The 16,227-nt window shown below is 67.6% G+C and carries 21 protein-coding genes; 7 read left to right on the top strand and 14 right to left on the bottom strand.

Annotation, left to right across the window (positions count from 1 at the left end; all coding sequences use genetic code 11):
* Positions 1-5: 5 nt before the first annotated feature.
* The 3 genes from IEY28_RS18875 to IEY28_RS18865 all read right to left on the bottom strand — a co-directional run bounded on the left by IEY28_RS18875 (position 6) and on the right by IEY28_RS18865 (position 2,281).
* Positions 6-1,256, bottom strand: coding sequence for an MFS transporter (locus IEY28_RS18875; protein ID WP_189001552.1), 1,251 nt, complete (start codon positions 1,254-1,256; stop codon positions 6-8).
* Positions 1,256-1,645 carry a DUF7473 family protein gene (locus IEY28_RS18870; protein WP_189001550.1) on the bottom strand — a complete coding sequence of 130 codons (390 nt, stop codon included), beginning with the start codon at positions 1,643-1,645 and terminating at the stop codon, positions 1,256-1,258. The genes IEY28_RS18875 and IEY28_RS18870 overlap by 1 nt, the downstream gene beginning before the upstream one ends.
* Positions 1,646-1,720: 75 nt before the next feature.
* Positions 1,721-2,281, bottom strand: a complete 561-nt coding sequence (locus IEY28_RS18865; protein WP_166967082.1) for a TATA-box-binding protein — start codon at positions 2,279-2,281, stop codon at positions 1,721-1,723.
* Positions 2,282-2,443: 162 nt separating this feature from the next.
* Here IEY28_RS18865 and IEY28_RS18860 point away from each other — a divergent pair, with 162 nt between their 5' ends.
* Complete coding sequence (locus IEY28_RS18860; RefSeq protein ID WP_189001548.1) at positions 2,444-3,526, top strand: TIGR01177 family methyltransferase; 1,083 nt, start codon at positions 2,444-2,446, stop codon at positions 3,524-3,526.
* Positions 3,527-3,614: 88 nt separating this feature from the next.
* Complete coding sequence (locus IEY28_RS18855; protein WP_166967077.1) at positions 3,615-3,770, top strand: rubrerythrin-like domain-containing protein; 156 nt, start codon at positions 3,615-3,617, stop codon at positions 3,768-3,770.
* On the opposite strand, the gene IEY28_RS18850 is transcribed toward IEY28_RS18855, so the two are convergent.
* The 6 genes from IEY28_RS18850 to IEY28_RS18825 form a co-directional block, all read right to left on the bottom strand.
* Positions 3,771-4,307: a GTP-dependent dephospho-CoA kinase family protein gene (locus tag IEY28_RS18850; protein ID WP_189001546.1), complete on the bottom strand. Its 537-nt coding sequence runs from the start codon at positions 4,305-4,307 to the stop codon at positions 3,771-3,773.
* 1 nt (position 4,308) lies between these two features.
* Positions 4,309-4,506: a transcription elongation factor subunit Spt4 gene (spt4, locus tag IEY28_RS18845; RefSeq protein ID WP_189001544.1), complete on the bottom strand. Its 198-nt coding sequence runs from the start codon at positions 4,504-4,506 to the stop codon at positions 4,309-4,311.
* Positions 4,506-5,084, bottom strand: coding sequence for a DNA-directed RNA polymerase (locus tag IEY28_RS18840; protein WP_189001542.1), 579 nt, complete (start codon positions 5,082-5,084; stop codon positions 4,506-4,508). The genes spt4 and IEY28_RS18840 overlap by 1 nt, the downstream gene beginning before the upstream one ends.
* 1 nt (position 5,085) lies before the next feature.
* The gene (locus IEY28_RS18835; protein WP_189001541.1) at positions 5,086-5,475 is read right to left on the bottom strand and encodes a PIN domain-containing protein; all 390 of its coding nucleotides are present in this window, start codon (positions 5,473-5,475) and stop codon (positions 5,086-5,088) included.
* On the bottom strand, positions 5,472-6,704 hold the full coding sequence (locus tag IEY28_RS18830; RefSeq protein WP_189001539.1) for a translation initiation factor IF-2 subunit gamma: 1,233 nt from the start codon (positions 6,702-6,704) through the stop codon (positions 5,472-5,474). Before IEY28_RS18830 ends, IEY28_RS18835 begins: the two co-directional genes overlap by 4 nt.
* Positions 6,705-6,828: 124 nt before the next feature.
* On the bottom strand, positions 6,829-7,218 hold the full coding sequence (locus IEY28_RS18825; protein ID WP_189001537.1) for a response regulator: 390 nt from the start codon (positions 7,216-7,218) through the stop codon (positions 6,829-6,831).
* 306 nt (positions 7,219-7,524) lie between these two features.
* Here IEY28_RS18825 and IEY28_RS18820 point away from each other — a divergent pair, with 306 nt between their 5' ends.
* Positions 7,525-8,475 carry a DUF5787 family protein gene (locus tag IEY28_RS18820; RefSeq protein ID WP_189001535.1) on the top strand — a complete coding sequence of 317 codons (951 nt, stop codon included), beginning with the start codon at positions 7,525-7,527 and terminating at the stop codon, positions 8,473-8,475.
* 1 nt (position 8,476) lies between these two features.
* Here IEY28_RS18820 and IEY28_RS18815 read toward each other — a convergent pair whose 3' ends face one another.
* From IEY28_RS18815 to IEY28_RS18805, 3 genes are all read right to left on the bottom strand, one after another.
* The gene (locus IEY28_RS18815) at positions 8,477-8,650 is read right to left on the bottom strand and encodes a hypothetical protein (RefSeq protein WP_189001533.1); all 174 of its coding nucleotides are present in this window, start codon (positions 8,648-8,650) and stop codon (positions 8,477-8,479) included.
* A 24-nt stretch (positions 8,651-8,674) separates the two neighbouring features.
* Complete coding sequence (locus IEY28_RS18810; protein WP_189001531.1) at positions 8,675-8,992, bottom strand: hypothetical protein; 318 nt, start codon at positions 8,990-8,992, stop codon at positions 8,675-8,677.
* Between the two features lie 66 nt (positions 8,993-9,058).
* On the bottom strand, positions 9,059-9,934 hold the full coding sequence (locus IEY28_RS18805; protein WP_189001530.1) for an MBL fold metallo-hydrolase: 876 nt from the start codon (positions 9,932-9,934) through the stop codon (positions 9,059-9,061).
* A gap of 122 nt (positions 9,935-10,056) precedes the next feature.
* Here IEY28_RS18805 and IEY28_RS18800 point away from each other — a divergent pair, with 122 nt between their 5' ends.
* Positions 10,057-11,661, top strand: a complete 1,605-nt coding sequence (locus IEY28_RS18800; RefSeq protein ID WP_189001528.1) for a fibronectin type III domain-containing protein — start codon at positions 10,057-10,059, stop codon at positions 11,659-11,661.
* Positions 11,662-11,731: 70 nt separating this feature from the next.
* Here IEY28_RS18800 and IEY28_RS18795 read toward each other — a convergent pair whose 3' ends face one another.
* Positions 11,732-12,004 carry a hypothetical protein gene (locus IEY28_RS18795; protein ID WP_189001527.1) on the bottom strand — a complete coding sequence of 91 codons (273 nt, stop codon included), beginning with the start codon at positions 12,002-12,004 and terminating at the stop codon, positions 11,732-11,734.
* 133 nt (positions 12,005-12,137) lie between these two features.
* Here IEY28_RS18795 and IEY28_RS18790 point away from each other — a divergent pair, with 133 nt between their 5' ends.
* Entirely contained in the window at positions 12,138-12,581 is a 444-nt protein-coding gene (locus IEY28_RS18790) for a universal stress protein (protein WP_189001525.1), read from the top strand.
* A 4-nt stretch (positions 12,582-12,585) separates the two neighbouring features.
* Here IEY28_RS18790 and IEY28_RS18785 read toward each other — a convergent pair whose 3' ends face one another.
* Positions 12,586-13,941, bottom strand: a complete 1,356-nt coding sequence (locus IEY28_RS18785; protein WP_189001523.1) for an ATP-binding protein — start codon at positions 13,939-13,941, stop codon at positions 12,586-12,588.
* A gap of 192 nt (positions 13,942-14,133) precedes the next feature.
* Here IEY28_RS18785 and IEY28_RS18780 point away from each other — a divergent pair, with 192 nt between their 5' ends.
* Both IEY28_RS18780 and IEY28_RS18775 read left to right on the top strand, forming a co-directional pair.
* Complete coding sequence (locus IEY28_RS18780) at positions 14,134-14,616, top strand: pyridoxamine 5'-phosphate oxidase family protein (RefSeq protein ID WP_189001521.1); 483 nt, start codon at positions 14,134-14,136, stop codon at positions 14,614-14,616.
* Positions 14,617-14,688: 72 nt separating this feature from the next.
* Positions 14,689-15,822 carry a thiolase family protein gene (locus IEY28_RS18775; RefSeq protein ID WP_189001518.1) on the top strand — a complete coding sequence of 378 codons (1,134 nt, stop codon included), beginning with the start codon at positions 14,689-14,691 and terminating at the stop codon, positions 15,820-15,822.
* Positions 15,823-16,227: the final 405 nt, after the last annotated feature.

Here is a 16,227-nt window from a genome sequence, read left to right as displayed (position 1 = left end):
CGCCCCTACGCGTCGAGTCGCCAGAGCGTCACCGCGAACACGAGTCCCAGCGCGGGGAACACGGCCAGTCCGAGGAAGGTGCCGCTCACGCCGACGGCCGAGAGGAGATACCCCGAAATCGCCGCGCCGGCGGCGCCGACGCCGAAGTTCGTCAGGTAGGTGTAGCCGTAGGAGAGCCCCCGGTCGCCGGGCGGGCTGTACTCGGCGATGGTGGCCTGATACAGCGGCTGGAGCGTAAAGAGCAGGAAGCCCAGCAGGACGCTCACCGCGAGCAGCGGTGCCAGCCCCGCTTCGGCGGCGGGGACGAACAGCAGGGCGACGACGGCGAGGCCGCCGAACACCGCCGCGAGTCCGGTCGTCGTCTCGATGCGGTCGGTGAGTTTCCCGCCGACGTACTGGCCGGCGATGCCGACGGTCAGCAGGCCCGAGTACAGGTAGAAGGCGAGGTCGAACTCCTCGGCCAGCGGGCTCCCGGGTTCGAACACCCGCACGAACTCGGTGACGGGCGGGAGGAAACCGCCGAGGACGTCCGGCAGGAACGTCAGCGTCCCGCGGTAGAACAGGCCGTTCGTCGTCACGACGAGCATCGCGAGGGCGAAGCCCGTGGTGAAGAGCGCGCGACTGTCGGCGAGGAACTCGCCGACGGAGGCCGGCGGGCCGTCGTCGCCGTCACTCGCCTCGCCGCCGTCGGTGCTGACCGCCGCCGTCTCGTCGAACTCCGCGGTGAGCGCGTACGCCACAGCCCCGACGGCCGGGACGACGAGCAGGGCGGCGACGACGCGCCAGTCGAATGCGAGCAGGAGGAGCGCGGTCAGGAGCGGCCCCAGCGCGATGCCGGCGTTGCCGGCCATCCCGTGGTAGGCGAAGCCGGTGCCGCGTTCCTCGACGCCGGTGGAGATGAGCGCCAGCCCTGCGGGGTGGTAGACGCTGGCCGCCAGCCCCCACAACCCCAGCGCGAGGGCGATAGTCAGCACGCCCGGGGCGACGCTCAACAGGAGGAAGGCGGCTCCCATCCCGACCAGACAGGCCGTCACGAGCAGGTTCGAGCCGTAGCGGTCCGCGAGGACACCCCCGGGCAGGGCGCCCGCACCGAACAGCCCGTAGCCGACGGCCACCACCGTTCCGAGCAGTGCCGTCGTCACCGGGAACTCGGTGAGCCAGACGACGACGAAGATGGGGATAGAGAGTTCGTAGGTGTGGACCAGTCCGTGTGCCAGTCCGGTGAACGTCACGATGGCGCGGTCGTTGTCCTCCATTACACCAGTCCGAAGATGTTGTTCAGCGCGAACCCGAGCACCGCCGCGAAGGCGAAGTGCAGCGCGACCAGCGGCGCGGTCGACCGGGTCGACAGCCGATACACGGAACTGATGGCGATGCCGTCGGCCAGCAACGTCGCGGCGACGACGACGAGGACGCCGAGGCTGGGCGAGACGAGGCCCGACTCGACGCCCCACCGCTGGAGCAGGAGGGAGACGACGGTGGGGACGATGGCGGCTTTCGCGGCCAGTTGGCTCGGGACGTCACCGATGAAGAACGTCGCTGCCAGATGGAGCGTGACGGCGTAGAACAGCCAGGTGAGCAACAGGGTGACGACGACGGCGAGGACGCCGCCGCCAGTCAGACTCGGCGTACCGGCCTGGAGCATACCTGCGGTTGGTCGCGGCGGCGCTAATGCGTTGTGTTCCCGAGTGCGTGGGCGGCCCCACGGCGGGTCGGGTCCCTAGTCGAGGAGGCCGAGTTCCTCGAGGCGGGAGACGATCTTGTCGACGGCCTCCTCTGCGTCCTCGGGTTTTTTCCCGCCGGTGATGACGAGTTTCCCGGAGCCAAAGAGGAGCGCGACGACGTCCGGTTCGTCGAGGCGGTAGACGAGACCGGGGAACTGCTCCGGTTCGTACTCGATGTTCTCCAACCCGAGGCCGATGGCGATGGCGTTGAGGTTGAGGTTTCGACCGAGGTCCGCGGACGTGACGATGTTCTGGACGACGATCTCGGGGTCGTCGTCGACCTGAATGTTCAGGTCGCGGAGCTTGTCGAAGACGATACGCAGACTCTGGTGGACGTCGTCCGTCGACTTCGCGCCTGTACAGACGATCTTGCCCGAACGGAAGATGAGCGCCGCGGATTTGGGGTCCTGCGTGCGGTAGACGAGTCCGGGGAACTGCTCGGGGTCGTAGTCGGCACCCTCGAGGTCCATCGCCACGCTCTGAAGGTCGAGCTCCTGGCCGATACCGGTCGAGGCGACGACGTTTTCGATGTTGATGGTCTCCTTGGGGTCAACCATGTCTCGATTTAAATCACGTATTTAAGGCTTATAAAGGTTCATGGCATCGACTGACAGGTCGCACAGCTAAAACGTCGATGAGCTGATCACTTCGGGCCAAATAGGGCCGCGTGACGGCCGGCGACCGGCACGCTATTACCGGCACGGACGCACGATACCGGCGTGTACGTCCTCGAACTAGGCGGACAGGACGACGCCTTCGCGCGCCGGGAGGCCGCGGGCGCGGCGAGCGACGTCGCCGTCCTCGCGCCGGGCCTCGCTACCGCGCGCGGCGTCACGGCGCGCGCGCGACACCTCGCGTTCACCCACCGGGTCTGTGAACTGGTGGGGACGAGTGACCCGACCGTCGAGAGCGCGCACGCACTGCTCGAGGCCGCGACCGTCGACCGCGAGGGGACCGTCGCGGTGCGGGCCGTCGACGTGCGGGCGAGTACGGGTATCGACACCCAGCGAGCGGAACGGACGCTGGGCGGCGTCCTCACCGACCGCGGATTCGCCGTCGATTTAGACGACCCCGACCACACGCTGTATGCCTACTTCGCCGACCCGGCGGGCGACGAGGAATCGGGCGGTGGCGAGGATGCGTCCTCGTGGCGGAACGGCGACGCGGGAGGCCCTGACGCGGGCGAGGCGTGCTGTGCGCTCGGGTGGGAACACATCGCCAGCGTCCGGGACTTCGGCGACCGCCAGCCCACGAACCGTCCGTTCTTTCAGCCGGGGAGCATGGACCCGCTCGAAGCCCGCGCGCTGGTCAACATCGCCGGTGCGCGGCCCGGCGCCACCGTCGTCGACCCGATGTGTGGGACCGGCGGCATCTTACTGGAGGCGGGACTAGTCGGCGCGCGCGTCGTCGGCGGCGACGCACAGGAAAAGATGGTCCGGGGGACCCGACAGAACCTCGCGTACGCGCTGGACGGCGACGGGCATCCCGACCGCACGGCCTATCCCGAGGCCGGCCGCTGGGACGTCTGTCGCTCGGATGCGGCTAGATTGCCGCTCACCGACGACGTCGCGGACGCCGTCGTCTTCGATGCACCCTACGGCCGACAGTCGCGCATCGAGGGGGAACTGCGCCCCCTCGTTTCCGGTGCGCTCGCCGAGGCCCACCGCATCGCACCGCGCTGTGTGCTGGTCGCCGACCGGGACTGGAGCGACGCCGCCCGCGACGCCGGTTGGACCGTCGCTTGCCGGTTCGAACGTCGGGTTCACCGGTCGCTCGTCCGTCACGTCCACGTGCTGGAGTGACCGACCGTCCAGTTTTCTTGGACGCGCGTTCACTATTGTGACGTGGTAACAACGCTTAAGCTATCAGACTGGCCATACAGGCACACAGATGCCTCGATGGTCAGACCCTGCCCCCTGTGACGAGGACGAGAAGCTGTTCGAGTGTCCGTCCTGTGGCAAGCGCCTCTGTAGCGACCGCTCGACAGTGACCTGCGACCGATGTGACGAACAGATGCAGAACCTCAGCGTCCCGCGACCGGAGTAGCTACCGGATCGCCTCGAGTGCCGCTTCTGTGTCGCCGTCCATCCGGTCGAGTAGCGACCGCACTCGCTCGCGTGTCGCGTCGTCCGGCGTGACGAGCACCATCCCCTCGTCGGGTTGGCCGTAGACGACACTCCCGCCGTCGGGTATCGCGAGGACGGCCGGCAGCGCGGCCAAATCCTCTTCGCCGTCGACGTCTACGAGCGTCGTCCCGTCGCCGTCGAGCGCGTCACGCATCGCGACGAGCAACGCGCGGGTGAGCGTCGCCGCCGGGTTCGAGACGGAGACGCGACGGTCGAATCCCTCGATAGCGGCGCTGACAGCCGCGTCGACGGCCGACCGCTTGGTCCGTTCGTCGACGAGGGCGACGTCGGGGACGCGGCCCGCCTCTAACAGGTGGTACGTGACGATGTCGCCGACGGCGACGAGCGGGTCGCCTGCATCGGCCAGTAACGCCGCCGAGTCGGTGTACAACCGCCCCATCGGCTCTTTGAGGTCCGCACGCAACGCGTCGGGGAGTTCGAGAACGACGTCGGACACGTTAGCGGACTTTCAGCGCGTACTGGCCCGGTTCGGTCACTTCCATCTCGCGGGCGATTTCGGACTTCTCGGGGTGGGCGATGACGACGTAGCCGGCCCAGTCCTCGGTGAGCGAGGTCCCACCGCAGGCCTCGCACTGGCTCTCTATCTCGGCGCTTTGCACCCGGTGGCAGTCGCGGCAGACGAGTCGGTCGGCCATCAGCTATCACCGACTTCCGCCGTACTCTCTCGTTTCTCGCGCTCTTCCTGTAGCCAGCCGTGTTTGCCCAGCCCCACCTGTTTGGCCGTGAGGCCGATTTTCGAATCGCGGGGGTTGCGCTCGTCGATGCTCTTCGTGACGATGCGGGCCCGGACGGCGTCGCCGACGGTGAGCGTCCGGTTGGACTCCCGGGAGGCGAGTTGCTGGTTCTCCTCGTCGTAAGCCAGATACTCGTCGGAGATCTGGGAGACGTGCAGCAGGCCGTCGACCGGCCCGATGCCGACGAAGGCTCCGAAGTTGACGACTTCGACGACTTCCCCGTCGACCACTTCCTGCATCTGCGGGTCGAAGGTGAGTGCGTCGAACTCGGCCTCGTAGTAGACGCCGGGTTTGTTGGGCAGGACGGCACCGTCGCCGATGTCGTGGACCTCGATGACGGAGACGACGCTGCCGACGTCTTCGTCCATCCGGCCCTCCAGTTTGTCCTGCAGGAGCTTCTTGACCATCCCCGGACTGACGTCCGCGAGGTGGCGTGGCGGCACTTCGACCGTATCGCGTAGGCGTACCCGTTTGTACATATTATGGTTGAGTGATACCGAGTTTGTTCTGGCCCCTTAAACTAATTACTGGAACGCTTGCGCCGAGCAGGCGGCGTTTGAGGGGTTTGTCGTTCGTCACCGCGTGTGTCGTCTCCGGTCGCGTCGCGAGTTCGAGGACGGCGTCGTCGGCGTAGTCGGCCTCGGTATCGACGACCGAACACCGTTCGAGGAGGTCCCGTCCGACGCCAGCGGCCGTCGCCTCCGCGCCGGCGCCGTCGGCGAGTTTCTCCAGTTCCTCGCGGACCGCTTCGGGGACGACGTAGTCGCGGTCCGTCTCGGGCGTGTCCGAAAGCACCCTGTCGAGTTCCTCGAACACGCGGACGTTACATTCGACCGGCATCATGAGCGCGTTCGTATCCAGGACGATCATCCACGCAGCGTGCCGACGCCGATGAGTCGCCATCGGGCCCCGACACGGCGGTTGATAGCTATCTTCGCACCGGCTTCGGCACACACCGGCCGTTTGAGGGCGAGTTCACACTCGCCGTCGCGGGCGCTGGTGACCGACCCGACGGTGGTTGCGGTGCCGATGGTGAGCATCAGCGGTTCGCCGGTCGATATCTCCTCGACTTCGCCGCCGTCGTCGCCGACGATGCGTTCGAGTAAGTCCACGTCCATCGTGAACTGCTCGTGGGTCGGCGGGAGACTGCCGGGCGGCCCGGCGACCTGACCGGCCAACGCGTCACCTTTCGTGATGGCAGGGTCGAGTCCGGTCCCGACGCCCAGCAGTCCGCCGGGCGTGACTTCGTCGACGAAGTCGCCGCCGGCCTGCAGCGAGCGGACGTCCGTGGTGACGGGGCGCCACTCGGTCTTGCCGCCTTCCTCGACTTCACGGCCGGGGCGCAGTTCGACCTCGTCGTCGGCTTCGAGTTTCCCCTGCACGAGCGACCCACCCAGCACCCCACCGAGGAGGTCCTCCCACGTGGTGCCGGGGCGGTTGATGTCGAACGAGCGTGCGACCATCATGCGGGCGTCGGCTTCGGGGTCCCGCTCGGGGGTCGGAATCTCGCGCTCGATGGCGTCGATGAGGAGGTCGATGTTGGCCTCCTGCTGGGCGCTGATGGGGACGATGGGAGCGTCTTCGGCGACGGTCCCCTCGACGAACTCCTGTATCTGCTCGTAGTTTTGCATCGCCCGTTCCTCGTCGACGAGGTCGACCTTGTTCTGGGCGATGACGATGTTGTCGATGCCGATGATGTCGAGCGCGCTCAGGTGCTCTTCGGTCTGGGCCTGCGGGACGGGTTCGGTCGCGGAGACGACGAGGACGGCGCCGTCCATGATGGCCGCACCCGAAAGCATCGTCGCCATCAGCGTCTCGTGACCGGGGGCGTCGACGAACGACACCGTCCGGAGGTAGTCGGTGTCTACGTCGTGTTCTTCACAGCGTTCGTCGACCGTGAAGGCGTCCGGTTCGTCCTCCTCGGGACAGCGCCGGAACGTGGCGTCGGCGTAGCCGAGCCGGATAGAGATACCGCGCTTCATCTCCTCGGAGTGCTGGTCGGTCCATTCGCCGGACAGCGCCTGTACCAGGGTCGTCTTCCCGTGATCGACGTGCCCGACGAGTCCGATGTTCACCTCCGGTTGTTTGTTCGATGTCATTTCGAGAGTAATCTTGGTGGAGATTCGCCGCGTGCGACTGATAAACCTACTGTTTGCGGGTCGTGGGCGGCAGATGCCCGGATCCGCGACTCCGCGTGTCGCGTGTACGGTTCGCTCGGCGGCGCTACGTCGCGGCCTGTTTTCGGACCAGTTCGGCGAGGTCGACGTAGTGGTCGGTGTTCGACCGCTTTCGCATGTACGCTGCGCCGACCGATTTCGCGGCCGTCGCGACGCCGCTCTCGTCGGTCGCCGTGTACAGGACGGCCCCGACGTCGACGTCGGTCTGTTCTACCAGCGTCACGCCGTCCATCACCGGCATCTCGTAGTCGGTCACGACGCAGTCGAACGAGTCGTCCAGTCGCTCTAAGGCCGTCGTCGGTGCAGTCGTGTAGGTCACCGACAGGTCGCCGTCGAGGTGTTCGAGGTACTCGGCGACGAGCGTCGCGACCATCGGGTCGTCGTCGACGACGAGCACCCGGTACCGGCGCTCACTCACGTCTCTCCCCGTTCCCATCTGCTGTCACCAGCCCCATACACTCCGACCGATTCTCTGTGCCGTAATAAACGCTCGGTGACGACTTCACGACCTGAAAGGACCCCCTTCTCACATCGTCGGCGACGCACTGGCGTTCTCCGGGGCGCCGTCGATGCACACACCGTGTGAATCTCGACCATCCGCTGGGCGGCCATGCCGACGGCGTCCCGAACCGGTGGGACAGCCGACGTAGCGCGGGCGGAAGCCCCATGGGAAGCCACGGGGGACTCGACGATGACGGCGTTGAGCGCGCCCCTTTTATCGCTCTCGCCCCTGTCTCTGCCCGTGCGGGAGTTCGGCTTCGAACTGGCGCTGTGTGCGGCCCTCGAACGCGAGGGCCACCTCGTCAGCCGGCAGCTAGGCGGTCACGTCCACGGTCGACGAGTCCTCGATACCGTCGTCGTCCACCCGACCGACGCCGTCTCTCGGCGGGCCGCCATCACGCCCGAGCGTCTCCCGACGACCGCTATCGAGGCCGACGTGGGTCCGGGGCGGGCGCGCTACTGGAAGGACGCCTTCGACTGTCACCCCGACCGCGCCGAGCGGGCGACCGAACTGGCGATAGAGCGGGGCTTCTTCGAGCGCGAGCGACACGGCGGGCGCACCTACGTCCGCCAGACCGCCCGCTACCCAGACTGGATCGAGGGCATCACCGCTATCGAGAACAAACCGGACCTCGACCGGCCGGGTGACCTCCAGACGCAGTTGCGAACCGACGTCTCGCTGGCGCTCGTCGACCGGGTCGTGCTGGCGACGGCCGACTACGTCACGCGCGCCCACCTCAACCGCATCCCCGATGAAGTCGGCGTCTGGCGGTTCGACCCCGAGAGCGGCGACCGCGAGATCGTCCGCGAGGCGACCGACCTCCCGACCGACGAGGCGGGCGTCGAACTCCGAGAGCGAAAGCCGCTCCGGGCGGACGTGCGCGTCGTCTCGGCCGCCGAGAAGGCCAGCGCCCGGACCCGACTCGCCGAGCGCGCCTACGGAAAGGGGTGGCGGAGCTTCGACTATCCGCCGTGTGCGAACTGCTCGCCCGATGCGGACGGAATCCCCCACTGTACGTGGAAGGACCGTCCCGTTCGGGCGAGCGAGGAGTGCGGCCCCGACTGCGAGGGACACGAGAAGGCCGACGCGCCGACCGTCGACGGCGAGGCGCTCCGGGCCGAGCGCACGCCGTGGGACCCCGATCCGGCGGGGACGCGGCGGCGACAGACGGGGCTCGACCGGTTCCTGTGACTCACTCGCGCCACCTCGCAGTCCGGAACTGGTGGTCGACCGCCAGCGCCAGCGCGAACGCGACGACGGCGTCTACCGCCCACGCCACCTCGCCGGTCGCGAGGAGGTCGCCGCTCACCGAGACGAGAAACGCCACTAGCCCGCCCACCAGCGGATACGGCCACGTGCGGTCCACAGCGACCGATAGCGTCGCCCGTACTTACTGGACACGGTCGCTCTCGGCGTCGGCCGGGCCGTCGCGGGTCCAGTCGTCGGAGACGGTCCCGCCGTCGCCGGTCGCGGTCTGTGTGTGGCCCTCGTAGTTGTCGGCTGTCTCCGCCGGGGCCTCCGCCGCGACGTTCTCGGCGTGGCCGGTCCGGGCGCGGTAGTTCGCGGCCGTGGCGATGGCGACGCAGGCGACGAGGCCGACGACGAGGACCCAGTCGACGTAGTCGGCGAACAGCCACAACCCGACGACGGCGAGGCCGCCGCTGACCAGCGCCGCCCCGACGGTCTCCGCGATACCACGCCTGTCCATGCTGTCGTGTGTGATTCCACCGCACAAAAGTGTGCGGTCGCTTTCACGTAGCCGAATCGGCCGCCCTCACAGCGAGAAACACTCGCCGTCGACGGCGATGTCGTCGGCGAACGCCCGGTCGGCGGGGACGTAGTGGGCCGTGTGGACGATGCGGTACGATTCGGCGTCGATATCGTCGGCGAAGTCCCGCGCACCGGGCAGGGTCATGTGCTTCGTGCCGAACGTCCGCGGCACGCCGTCCTCGTCGTGGTGAGCGCCGCCCTTCGGGTGGAACTCGCAGGCCTCCTCGTGGACGATGCCCTCGACCAGCGCGAGGTCGGCACCCGAGAGCGCGGCCTTCGAGCGGTCGGGAATCTCGTAGCAGGTGTCCCCCGAGATGGAAAGCACCGCGCCGCTCTCCGGTTCCTCGATGCGGAGGCCGTAACACAGCAGCGGCGGGTGTTCGACGGGCACGAGCGTCACCTCCAGCCCGGCGACGGTGAACGGTTCGTGGGGCGTCTGCGGGTGGACGGAGACGGTGTCGAGGTAGTCGTAGCGACTCCGTATCCCCTCGGCGACGCTCTCGCCGGTGACCGGGTCCGTCTCGTCGGCGGCGTACACCGGGAGGTCGTCGAACAGGCGGTAGGCGTTGCCCAATCCGTCCAGATGGTCGAAGTGGACGTGCGTGACGATGGCCGCGTCGGGGAGTCCCACGTCCTGCGTGAGAAACTGGTGGCGGAAGTCCGGACTGGCGTCCACGAGGAGGGACTCGCCGGTCTCCTCGTTCCGGACGTACACCGAGAAGCGAGAGCGCTCGACGCCCTCGCTCGGGTCGACGCCTCGCTCGCGCAGTCGCTCGCGAAGTTCCGGGCCGGGGTCGTGGGCGCGCTCGCAGGTCTCACAGTCGCAGTCGACCGTCGGCGTGCCCGTCGTGTCGCCGGTGCCCAGCAGCGTGACCTCCATCGCGTCACACTCCGTGACTGCCGTGGAAAAAGGTCGCGCCTCGGAACCCCGCCCGGAAACCCATCTTCGACGTTACAGCACCGATGAAAATTTTATATCGAATAACTGTGAACGAGAGTTCGATGCAACAGCACACAGCAACTGGAGCGCGCACAGTCGTGGTCGCACTCCTGCTCACCGTCGGTCTCGTGGCCGCTGGGGCCGGCGTGACGACGGCGGCGGCCGCGACGAGCACAGACGACCTCGCCGTACAGACTGCGTGGGCGGACCCGCTCTCCGAGACGTCGATGGTCACCGGGGCAAACGTGACACGGTTGCCGGACGACGAGACGGCGACCGTCAGTGTCTACTATCGACCCAACGGGACCAGCGACTGGCAACGTGAACGGGTCACTAACGTGACGACGACGGGCCTGCAGTACGTCGAACTGACGGACCTCCACCCGGAGACCGAGTACGAGTACTACGCCGCGGCGACGGCCAACGGATCGGTCGCAACCGGCGACGTGCGGACGTTCACGACGCTCCGCGACCGCCCCGACGTGGTCGCGACAGGGGCCACGGGCGTCAACGAGAGCGCCGCGACGCTCCGGGCGAACGTCACGGACCTCGGCGGGGCGACGGCGGCGCTCGTTCAGTTCGAGTACAAGCCGCAGTCGGCCGATAGCTGGACGTACACCGACGAACGGCAGATAGGGACCACCGGACCGGTCGCCGAACAGGTCGCTGGCCTCTCGGCGGCCACCGACTACGAGTATCGGGTGACTATCCGCGCCGCCGACGGCGACGAGGCGCTCAGCGCCCGGTCGACGTTCCGGACCGACGACCCGGTGCGTGTCCTGACCGGCGCGGCGACCGACGTCACCCGGACGAACGCGACGCTCACCGGCGAGATAGCCGACTTCGGCGGCGCTAGTCCCGAGGTCGTCGCCTTCGAGTACCGGCAGATTGGCGCCGAGAACTGGGACCGTGCCGACGCGACGCTGGCCTCCGACGGCACGTTCTCGGCCACGGTGGGTGCGCTGTCGCCCGGGACGACCTACGAGTACCGCGCCATCGCCAGCACCACCGACGGCGACGGCGACCGCGGCGCCGTCCGAACGGTGACGACCATCTCCGACCCCGCCGTCACCACCGGTGCGGCGTCGAGCGTCGGCGAGACGACGGCCACGGTCGGTGGCAACCTCACCAGTCTCGGCGGGGCCGACGAGGCTACCGTCACCGTGCAGTACCGACAGGCCGGCACGGACGCGTGGACGGCCGCGCCCAACGAGACGCACACCAACGCCGGGCCGTTCGCGGTGTCACTCTCCGGTCTGTCACCGGGCACCGACTACGAGTACCGTGCCGTCGTCACGACGCCGGACGGAGCGAGCGACACCGGTGCAGTCCGGACGTTCGGTACCGACCGCGCGGCGTCGCCGCCGGCCGTCGACTCGCTGTCGGCCCGCGACACCAGTCCGCCGAACCCCCACGTCGAACTCGACGTCGACTGGCGCGTGAGCGACGTCGACGGTGACCTCGACTCGGTCACGGTGACGGTGCGTGACGGCGGCGGTCGGACCGTGGAGTCGGTCACGCAGTCCGTCGCCGGCAGCAGTGCCGGCGGATCGCTCGTGGCGTCGATAAAGAAGGGCGCCGGCGAGACGTACACCGTCACGGTGACGGTGCGCGACGCCGCCGGCGAGACGGCCAGCGAGTCGACCAGCGTCTCGACCGGGCGTTGACACCAGACGAGGACGTCTCGCCTGGACGCTGACGCACGAGGCGGGGACGTGTCGACCGCGACGACCCTTTCTACTCCTCGGCCACGAAATCCCCGGGGTCCAGTCCGTGCCGATTGGCGGCGTCGGCGATAATCGTCTTCGCTCGTGCCTCGGCCACGTCGTCGACGAGACACTCGATGAACCCCGAGAGCAGGGCCGGCCGGATACGCAAGTCGACGAACTCCACCTGCCCCTCGGCGACGACCACGTCGATGTCCCACTCGCCCTCTTCGGGGTCGGTCATGCGGACGTCGACCCAGTCGTCGGCCGTCTCGTCGGTGTCTGTGAACACGTCGTCTCCCATGAGTGTGTCAAATGACACCGAGCGGCATAAATGTCTGTCTCGCCGATGGGATCGCCACTACGGCGGGAGTGGCGTGTACTCACTTTCCGTGCCGAACTAACGAACTATACGGCTCCGTGACTACGGGTGCAGTATGACATTCGTCGTTCCGTTCGACGACTCGACGCACGCTCGCGCGGCCCTCGTCCGCGCCCGTGAGTTCGCCGACGCCCTCGAGGAGGACGTCCTCGTGATCTCCGTCGTCCCGAACAACAACGTCGACTACGCCCGGGAGGCGGGATGGCTCGGTCCCGAGGAACCGTTCGACCTCGAGGCCATCGCCGCGTCACTGGAGCGCTCGGTCCACGACATCGCGCCCGACGCGGCGTTCGAGTACGAGACCTGCGTCAGGGAGGCGACCGGGAACCGCATCGCAAAGCCGATACGGAAGTTCGCACGGCACAACGACGCGTCGATGGTGTTCGTCGGGTCGGCCAACGCCGGTCGACTCGTCACGACGCTCGGCAGCGTCGCCGGCCGCATCAGCACCGACGCGGCCTACGACGTGGTCATCGTCCGTCGCCTGCCCGAGACCTGACCGATCAGTGGTCGTGGTCGTGGCTGTGGCCGCCGTCGCTCGCTGCGTCGGCGTCCTCGGAGAAGTCCCCGCCGGCGACGAGGGCGTCGTGGTCTCCGTCTATCATGTCCATGTTCTTCAGGTTGTCACGCTCCTCGAAGTCCTTGATGGCGTCTTCGAGGTCCGCCTGCGTGAGCGTCGTGCGCTCCTCGGTCAGAGCCTCTAACACCGCCTCGCGGAGCACCATCCGGAGGTCACTCCCGGTCAGCCCCTCGGTGAGTTCTGCAAGCGTGTCCGGGTCGAAGTCGGTGATGTCCATCTCCCGGGTGACGATGCGGAGGATGTCCGCACGCATGCTGCGGTCGGGTTTGGGGAAGTTGACGATTTCGTCGAAGCGCCGCCACGCCGCCGCGTCGAGTTGGTCGGGGTGGTTGGTCGCGCCGATGAGCAACACCTCGTCCTGAATCAGCGAGATCTCGTCGATGCTCTTCAGCAGGGTGTTGACGGCGCGTTTGATCGCGGCGTGTTCGTCAGACGACCGCGTCTTCGCGACGAAGTCGAACTCGTCCATAAAGAGGATACACGGCGAGAGCCGTTTGGCCACCTCGAACACCTTCTCGACGTTTTTGGCCGTCTCGCCGAGGTACTGGCTCGTAATCATCGACAGTTTCACCTCGACGAACGGGAGGTCCAAGTCGTGGGCGAGCGCCCGTGCGACGCTGGTCTTGCCGGTGCCCGGCGGGCCGACGAACAGCAGTTTCCCGATTTCGCGCAGACCGATCTGGGCGAGGTAGTCTCGGTGCTCGATGGCCTTCACTATCTTCTGGATCTCGCCCTCCTGGTCGGGCGTCAGCACGAGGTCGTTCAGCGTCGTCTCGACCTCGGCGGGGGCGCGCACGTCGACGAGGTCCAGCATCTCCTCGTCGTCCTCGTCGTCGCTGTCGAACGCCTCCTCCAGCATCGCATCGATGAACGCGCGATCGGCGCGCGCGGGGCGGTTCGTGGCGCGTGCCGTCTCGTAGTCCAGGTCGAACTCGTTGCCGAAGGCCGCTACGAGCACGGGGTTGCGTTCGAGACGGTCGGCGTCGACTCGCTCGATGTACCACTCCTCGGCCATCTCCTGATCGGTGAAGGAGATGGCTCCGGAGAAGTCGTCGCGGTCGGTAAACATCAGGCCCGAGACGGCGCTCCACGGCCGTTCGACGCCGGTCGCTTCGCTCGCAGTCGTGTTCGTCGCCGACAGCGGTCGCTCGATATCACCGTCGCTCCAGAACACCGCCCGGTAGGCCGGGGGCAGGTCGTCTGGGTCGAGGTCCTGTCGCTCGCTATAGATGGCTGTCGTCAACAGGAACTCGACGACGTCCAGTTCCGGGTTGCTCATTCCCACCTACGTTGCCACGCGACCGGGATAAGTGACTCGAAGCGCCGGCGGCGACACAGTCGGTCCACCGGCATCGACCGGCAGATGCCGACCGCTCGGTGGCCTACTGACCGTCTGGTCGTCGCTCCACGACAAAACACCCGTCATTAGCCGGCGAACGCTTATGCTCCGGAGCGACGAATTTACAATGCCATGACAATTGAGGACATGGAGCAGTACGGTCTGACGAAGATGAGCGACGAGGAGATGCACGACTTCGTCTCGACCCAGCGGATGGGCGTCCTGGCGCTTCCCGCCGACGACGCGCCCTACGTCGTGCCGATGTCGTTCGGCTACGACGGGGCGTCGACGCTGTACTTCACGTTCGTCGGCGGCCCCGATAGCCGGAAGCGTACGTTGATAGAGCGAGCCGAGACGGTTCGGTTCCTGACCTACACCGCCCAGTCCGCCTTCAACTGGGAGAGCGTCCTGTTGACGGGGACCGTAGAGCGCGTCCCAGAGCCGCAGTGGGAGGCGATACGAGACGTCCTCGAGACGGCGTGGCGGCCGGACGTGTTCGAGGCGGCCCGCGAATCCGAGGCGGTCGTCGTCTACCGGTTCACCGCCGACGACTGGGCGGGCATCAAACACACCGGTCTGCCGCCGGGATTCGACGCCGACGAGTCCTCGGCCTGAACGGGAGACAACTCGGGCCCCGCGGTTCCGAGTTTGTGAGCTTTTAACACGGCCCATGTCGTTGTCCTGTCCATGCCGACACCGGTCATCGTAGATGCGGTCCGGACGCCACAAGGGAAAGAGGACGGCGCACTCGCGGGCGTACGTAGCGAGGACCTCTCGGTTCCGCTCGTCAACCAGTTGCTCGCGAGTACCGGCGTCGAGAGCGACGAGGTCGACGACCTGCTCTGGGGGTGTGCCCAGCAACGCGGCGAGCAGGGTAACAACGTGGCTCGGGTCGTCGCCCTGCTGTCGGACCTCGGCGAGAGCGTTCCGGCGTCGACTATCAACCGCTGGTGTGCCTCTTCCGCGGAGGCGCTGATGCGGGCCGCCGACGCCGTCGCGGCCGGCCAGCGTGACGTGCTCATCGCCGGTGGCGTCGAGTCGATGTCCCGCGTGCCGATGGGCGAGAACACCCACAACGTCCACCCGCGACTCGCCGAACTCTACAACATCGGCGAACTCCAGATGGGGATGACCGCCGAGAAGGTCGCCGAGGAGAAGGACGTCGCCCGGCGCGAACAGGACGAGTACGCCGTCCGAAGCCACCAGCGCGCCGCCGAGGCGACCGATTCGGGGCGGTTCGACGACGAACTCGTCCCCATCGGCACGGACGAGGGCCGCGTCGAGGAGGACGAGGGCATCCGCCGGGACACCGACGTAGAGACGCTCGCCGGCCTGCCGACGGTGTTCAAGTCCGACGGGACGGTCACGCCGGGCAACGCCTCCCAAGTCTCGGACGGCGCGGCCGGCCTGCTGGTCACCTCTCGGGAGTTCGCCGAGGAACGCGGCCTCGACGTGATGGCCGAAATCGGTGCCCACGAGGTGGCCGGCGTCGACCCGACGGTGATGGGCATCGGCCCGGTCCCCGCGGTGCGTCAACTGGCCGAGCGCACTGGCCGTGACACCGGCGCCTACGACCTCGTCGAACTGAACGAGGCCTTCGCCTCCCAGTGCCTGTACTGCCAGCGTGAACTGGGCTTCGACGACGATATCTACAACGTCAACGGCGGTGCCATCGCCATCGGTCACCCCCTCGGCGCGTCGGGCGCCCGCCTGCCGGTGACGCTCGTCCACGAGATGCAGAAACGCGACGCCGAACTCGGTCTCGCGACGGAGTGTGTCGGGTTCGGACAGGGCGCGGCCATCGAGTTCCACCGGATTTGAGGGCGCACGCACGCGAATCGCTGTGGGATTCGCGCTTTTTCGCCCACGTTTTTGCGCCGAGTGGTGGCCGACGGCCACCCGAGGTGGAAAAAGGTGGCAGCGGGGTGGCCATCGAGTTCCACCGGCCGTCGCATAGCAGCGGTGGCCGGCACTGGCTGACCGACGGACCGAGCGGCGGGCGGTGTGTAGTGACGGGACGCCACGGAGCAGCGCGATGCAGACAGTCGGAACGCCTCCCGAGGCTGGCTGCTCGAACGGGCCGGCTGTGCGGCCGCACTCTCAGCGACCCGACGACGGCCCACGCAAAGCGCGTAGCGCGTCGCGGTGCCGAGAGCACCGGGACGTTCTGACACTGCTACCGCTAACCGGAACAGACGGGCACGGACCGCCCGAACTGTTTTGAGT

This window comes from Haloarcula pellucida, assembly GCF_014647235.1.
In the GTDB taxonomy this organism is placed as follows: domain Archaea; phylum Halobacteriota; class Halobacteria; order Halobacteriales; family Haloarculaceae; genus Haloarcula; species Haloarcula pellucida.
This window is presented reverse-complemented; position numbering and strand designations above follow the sequence as displayed.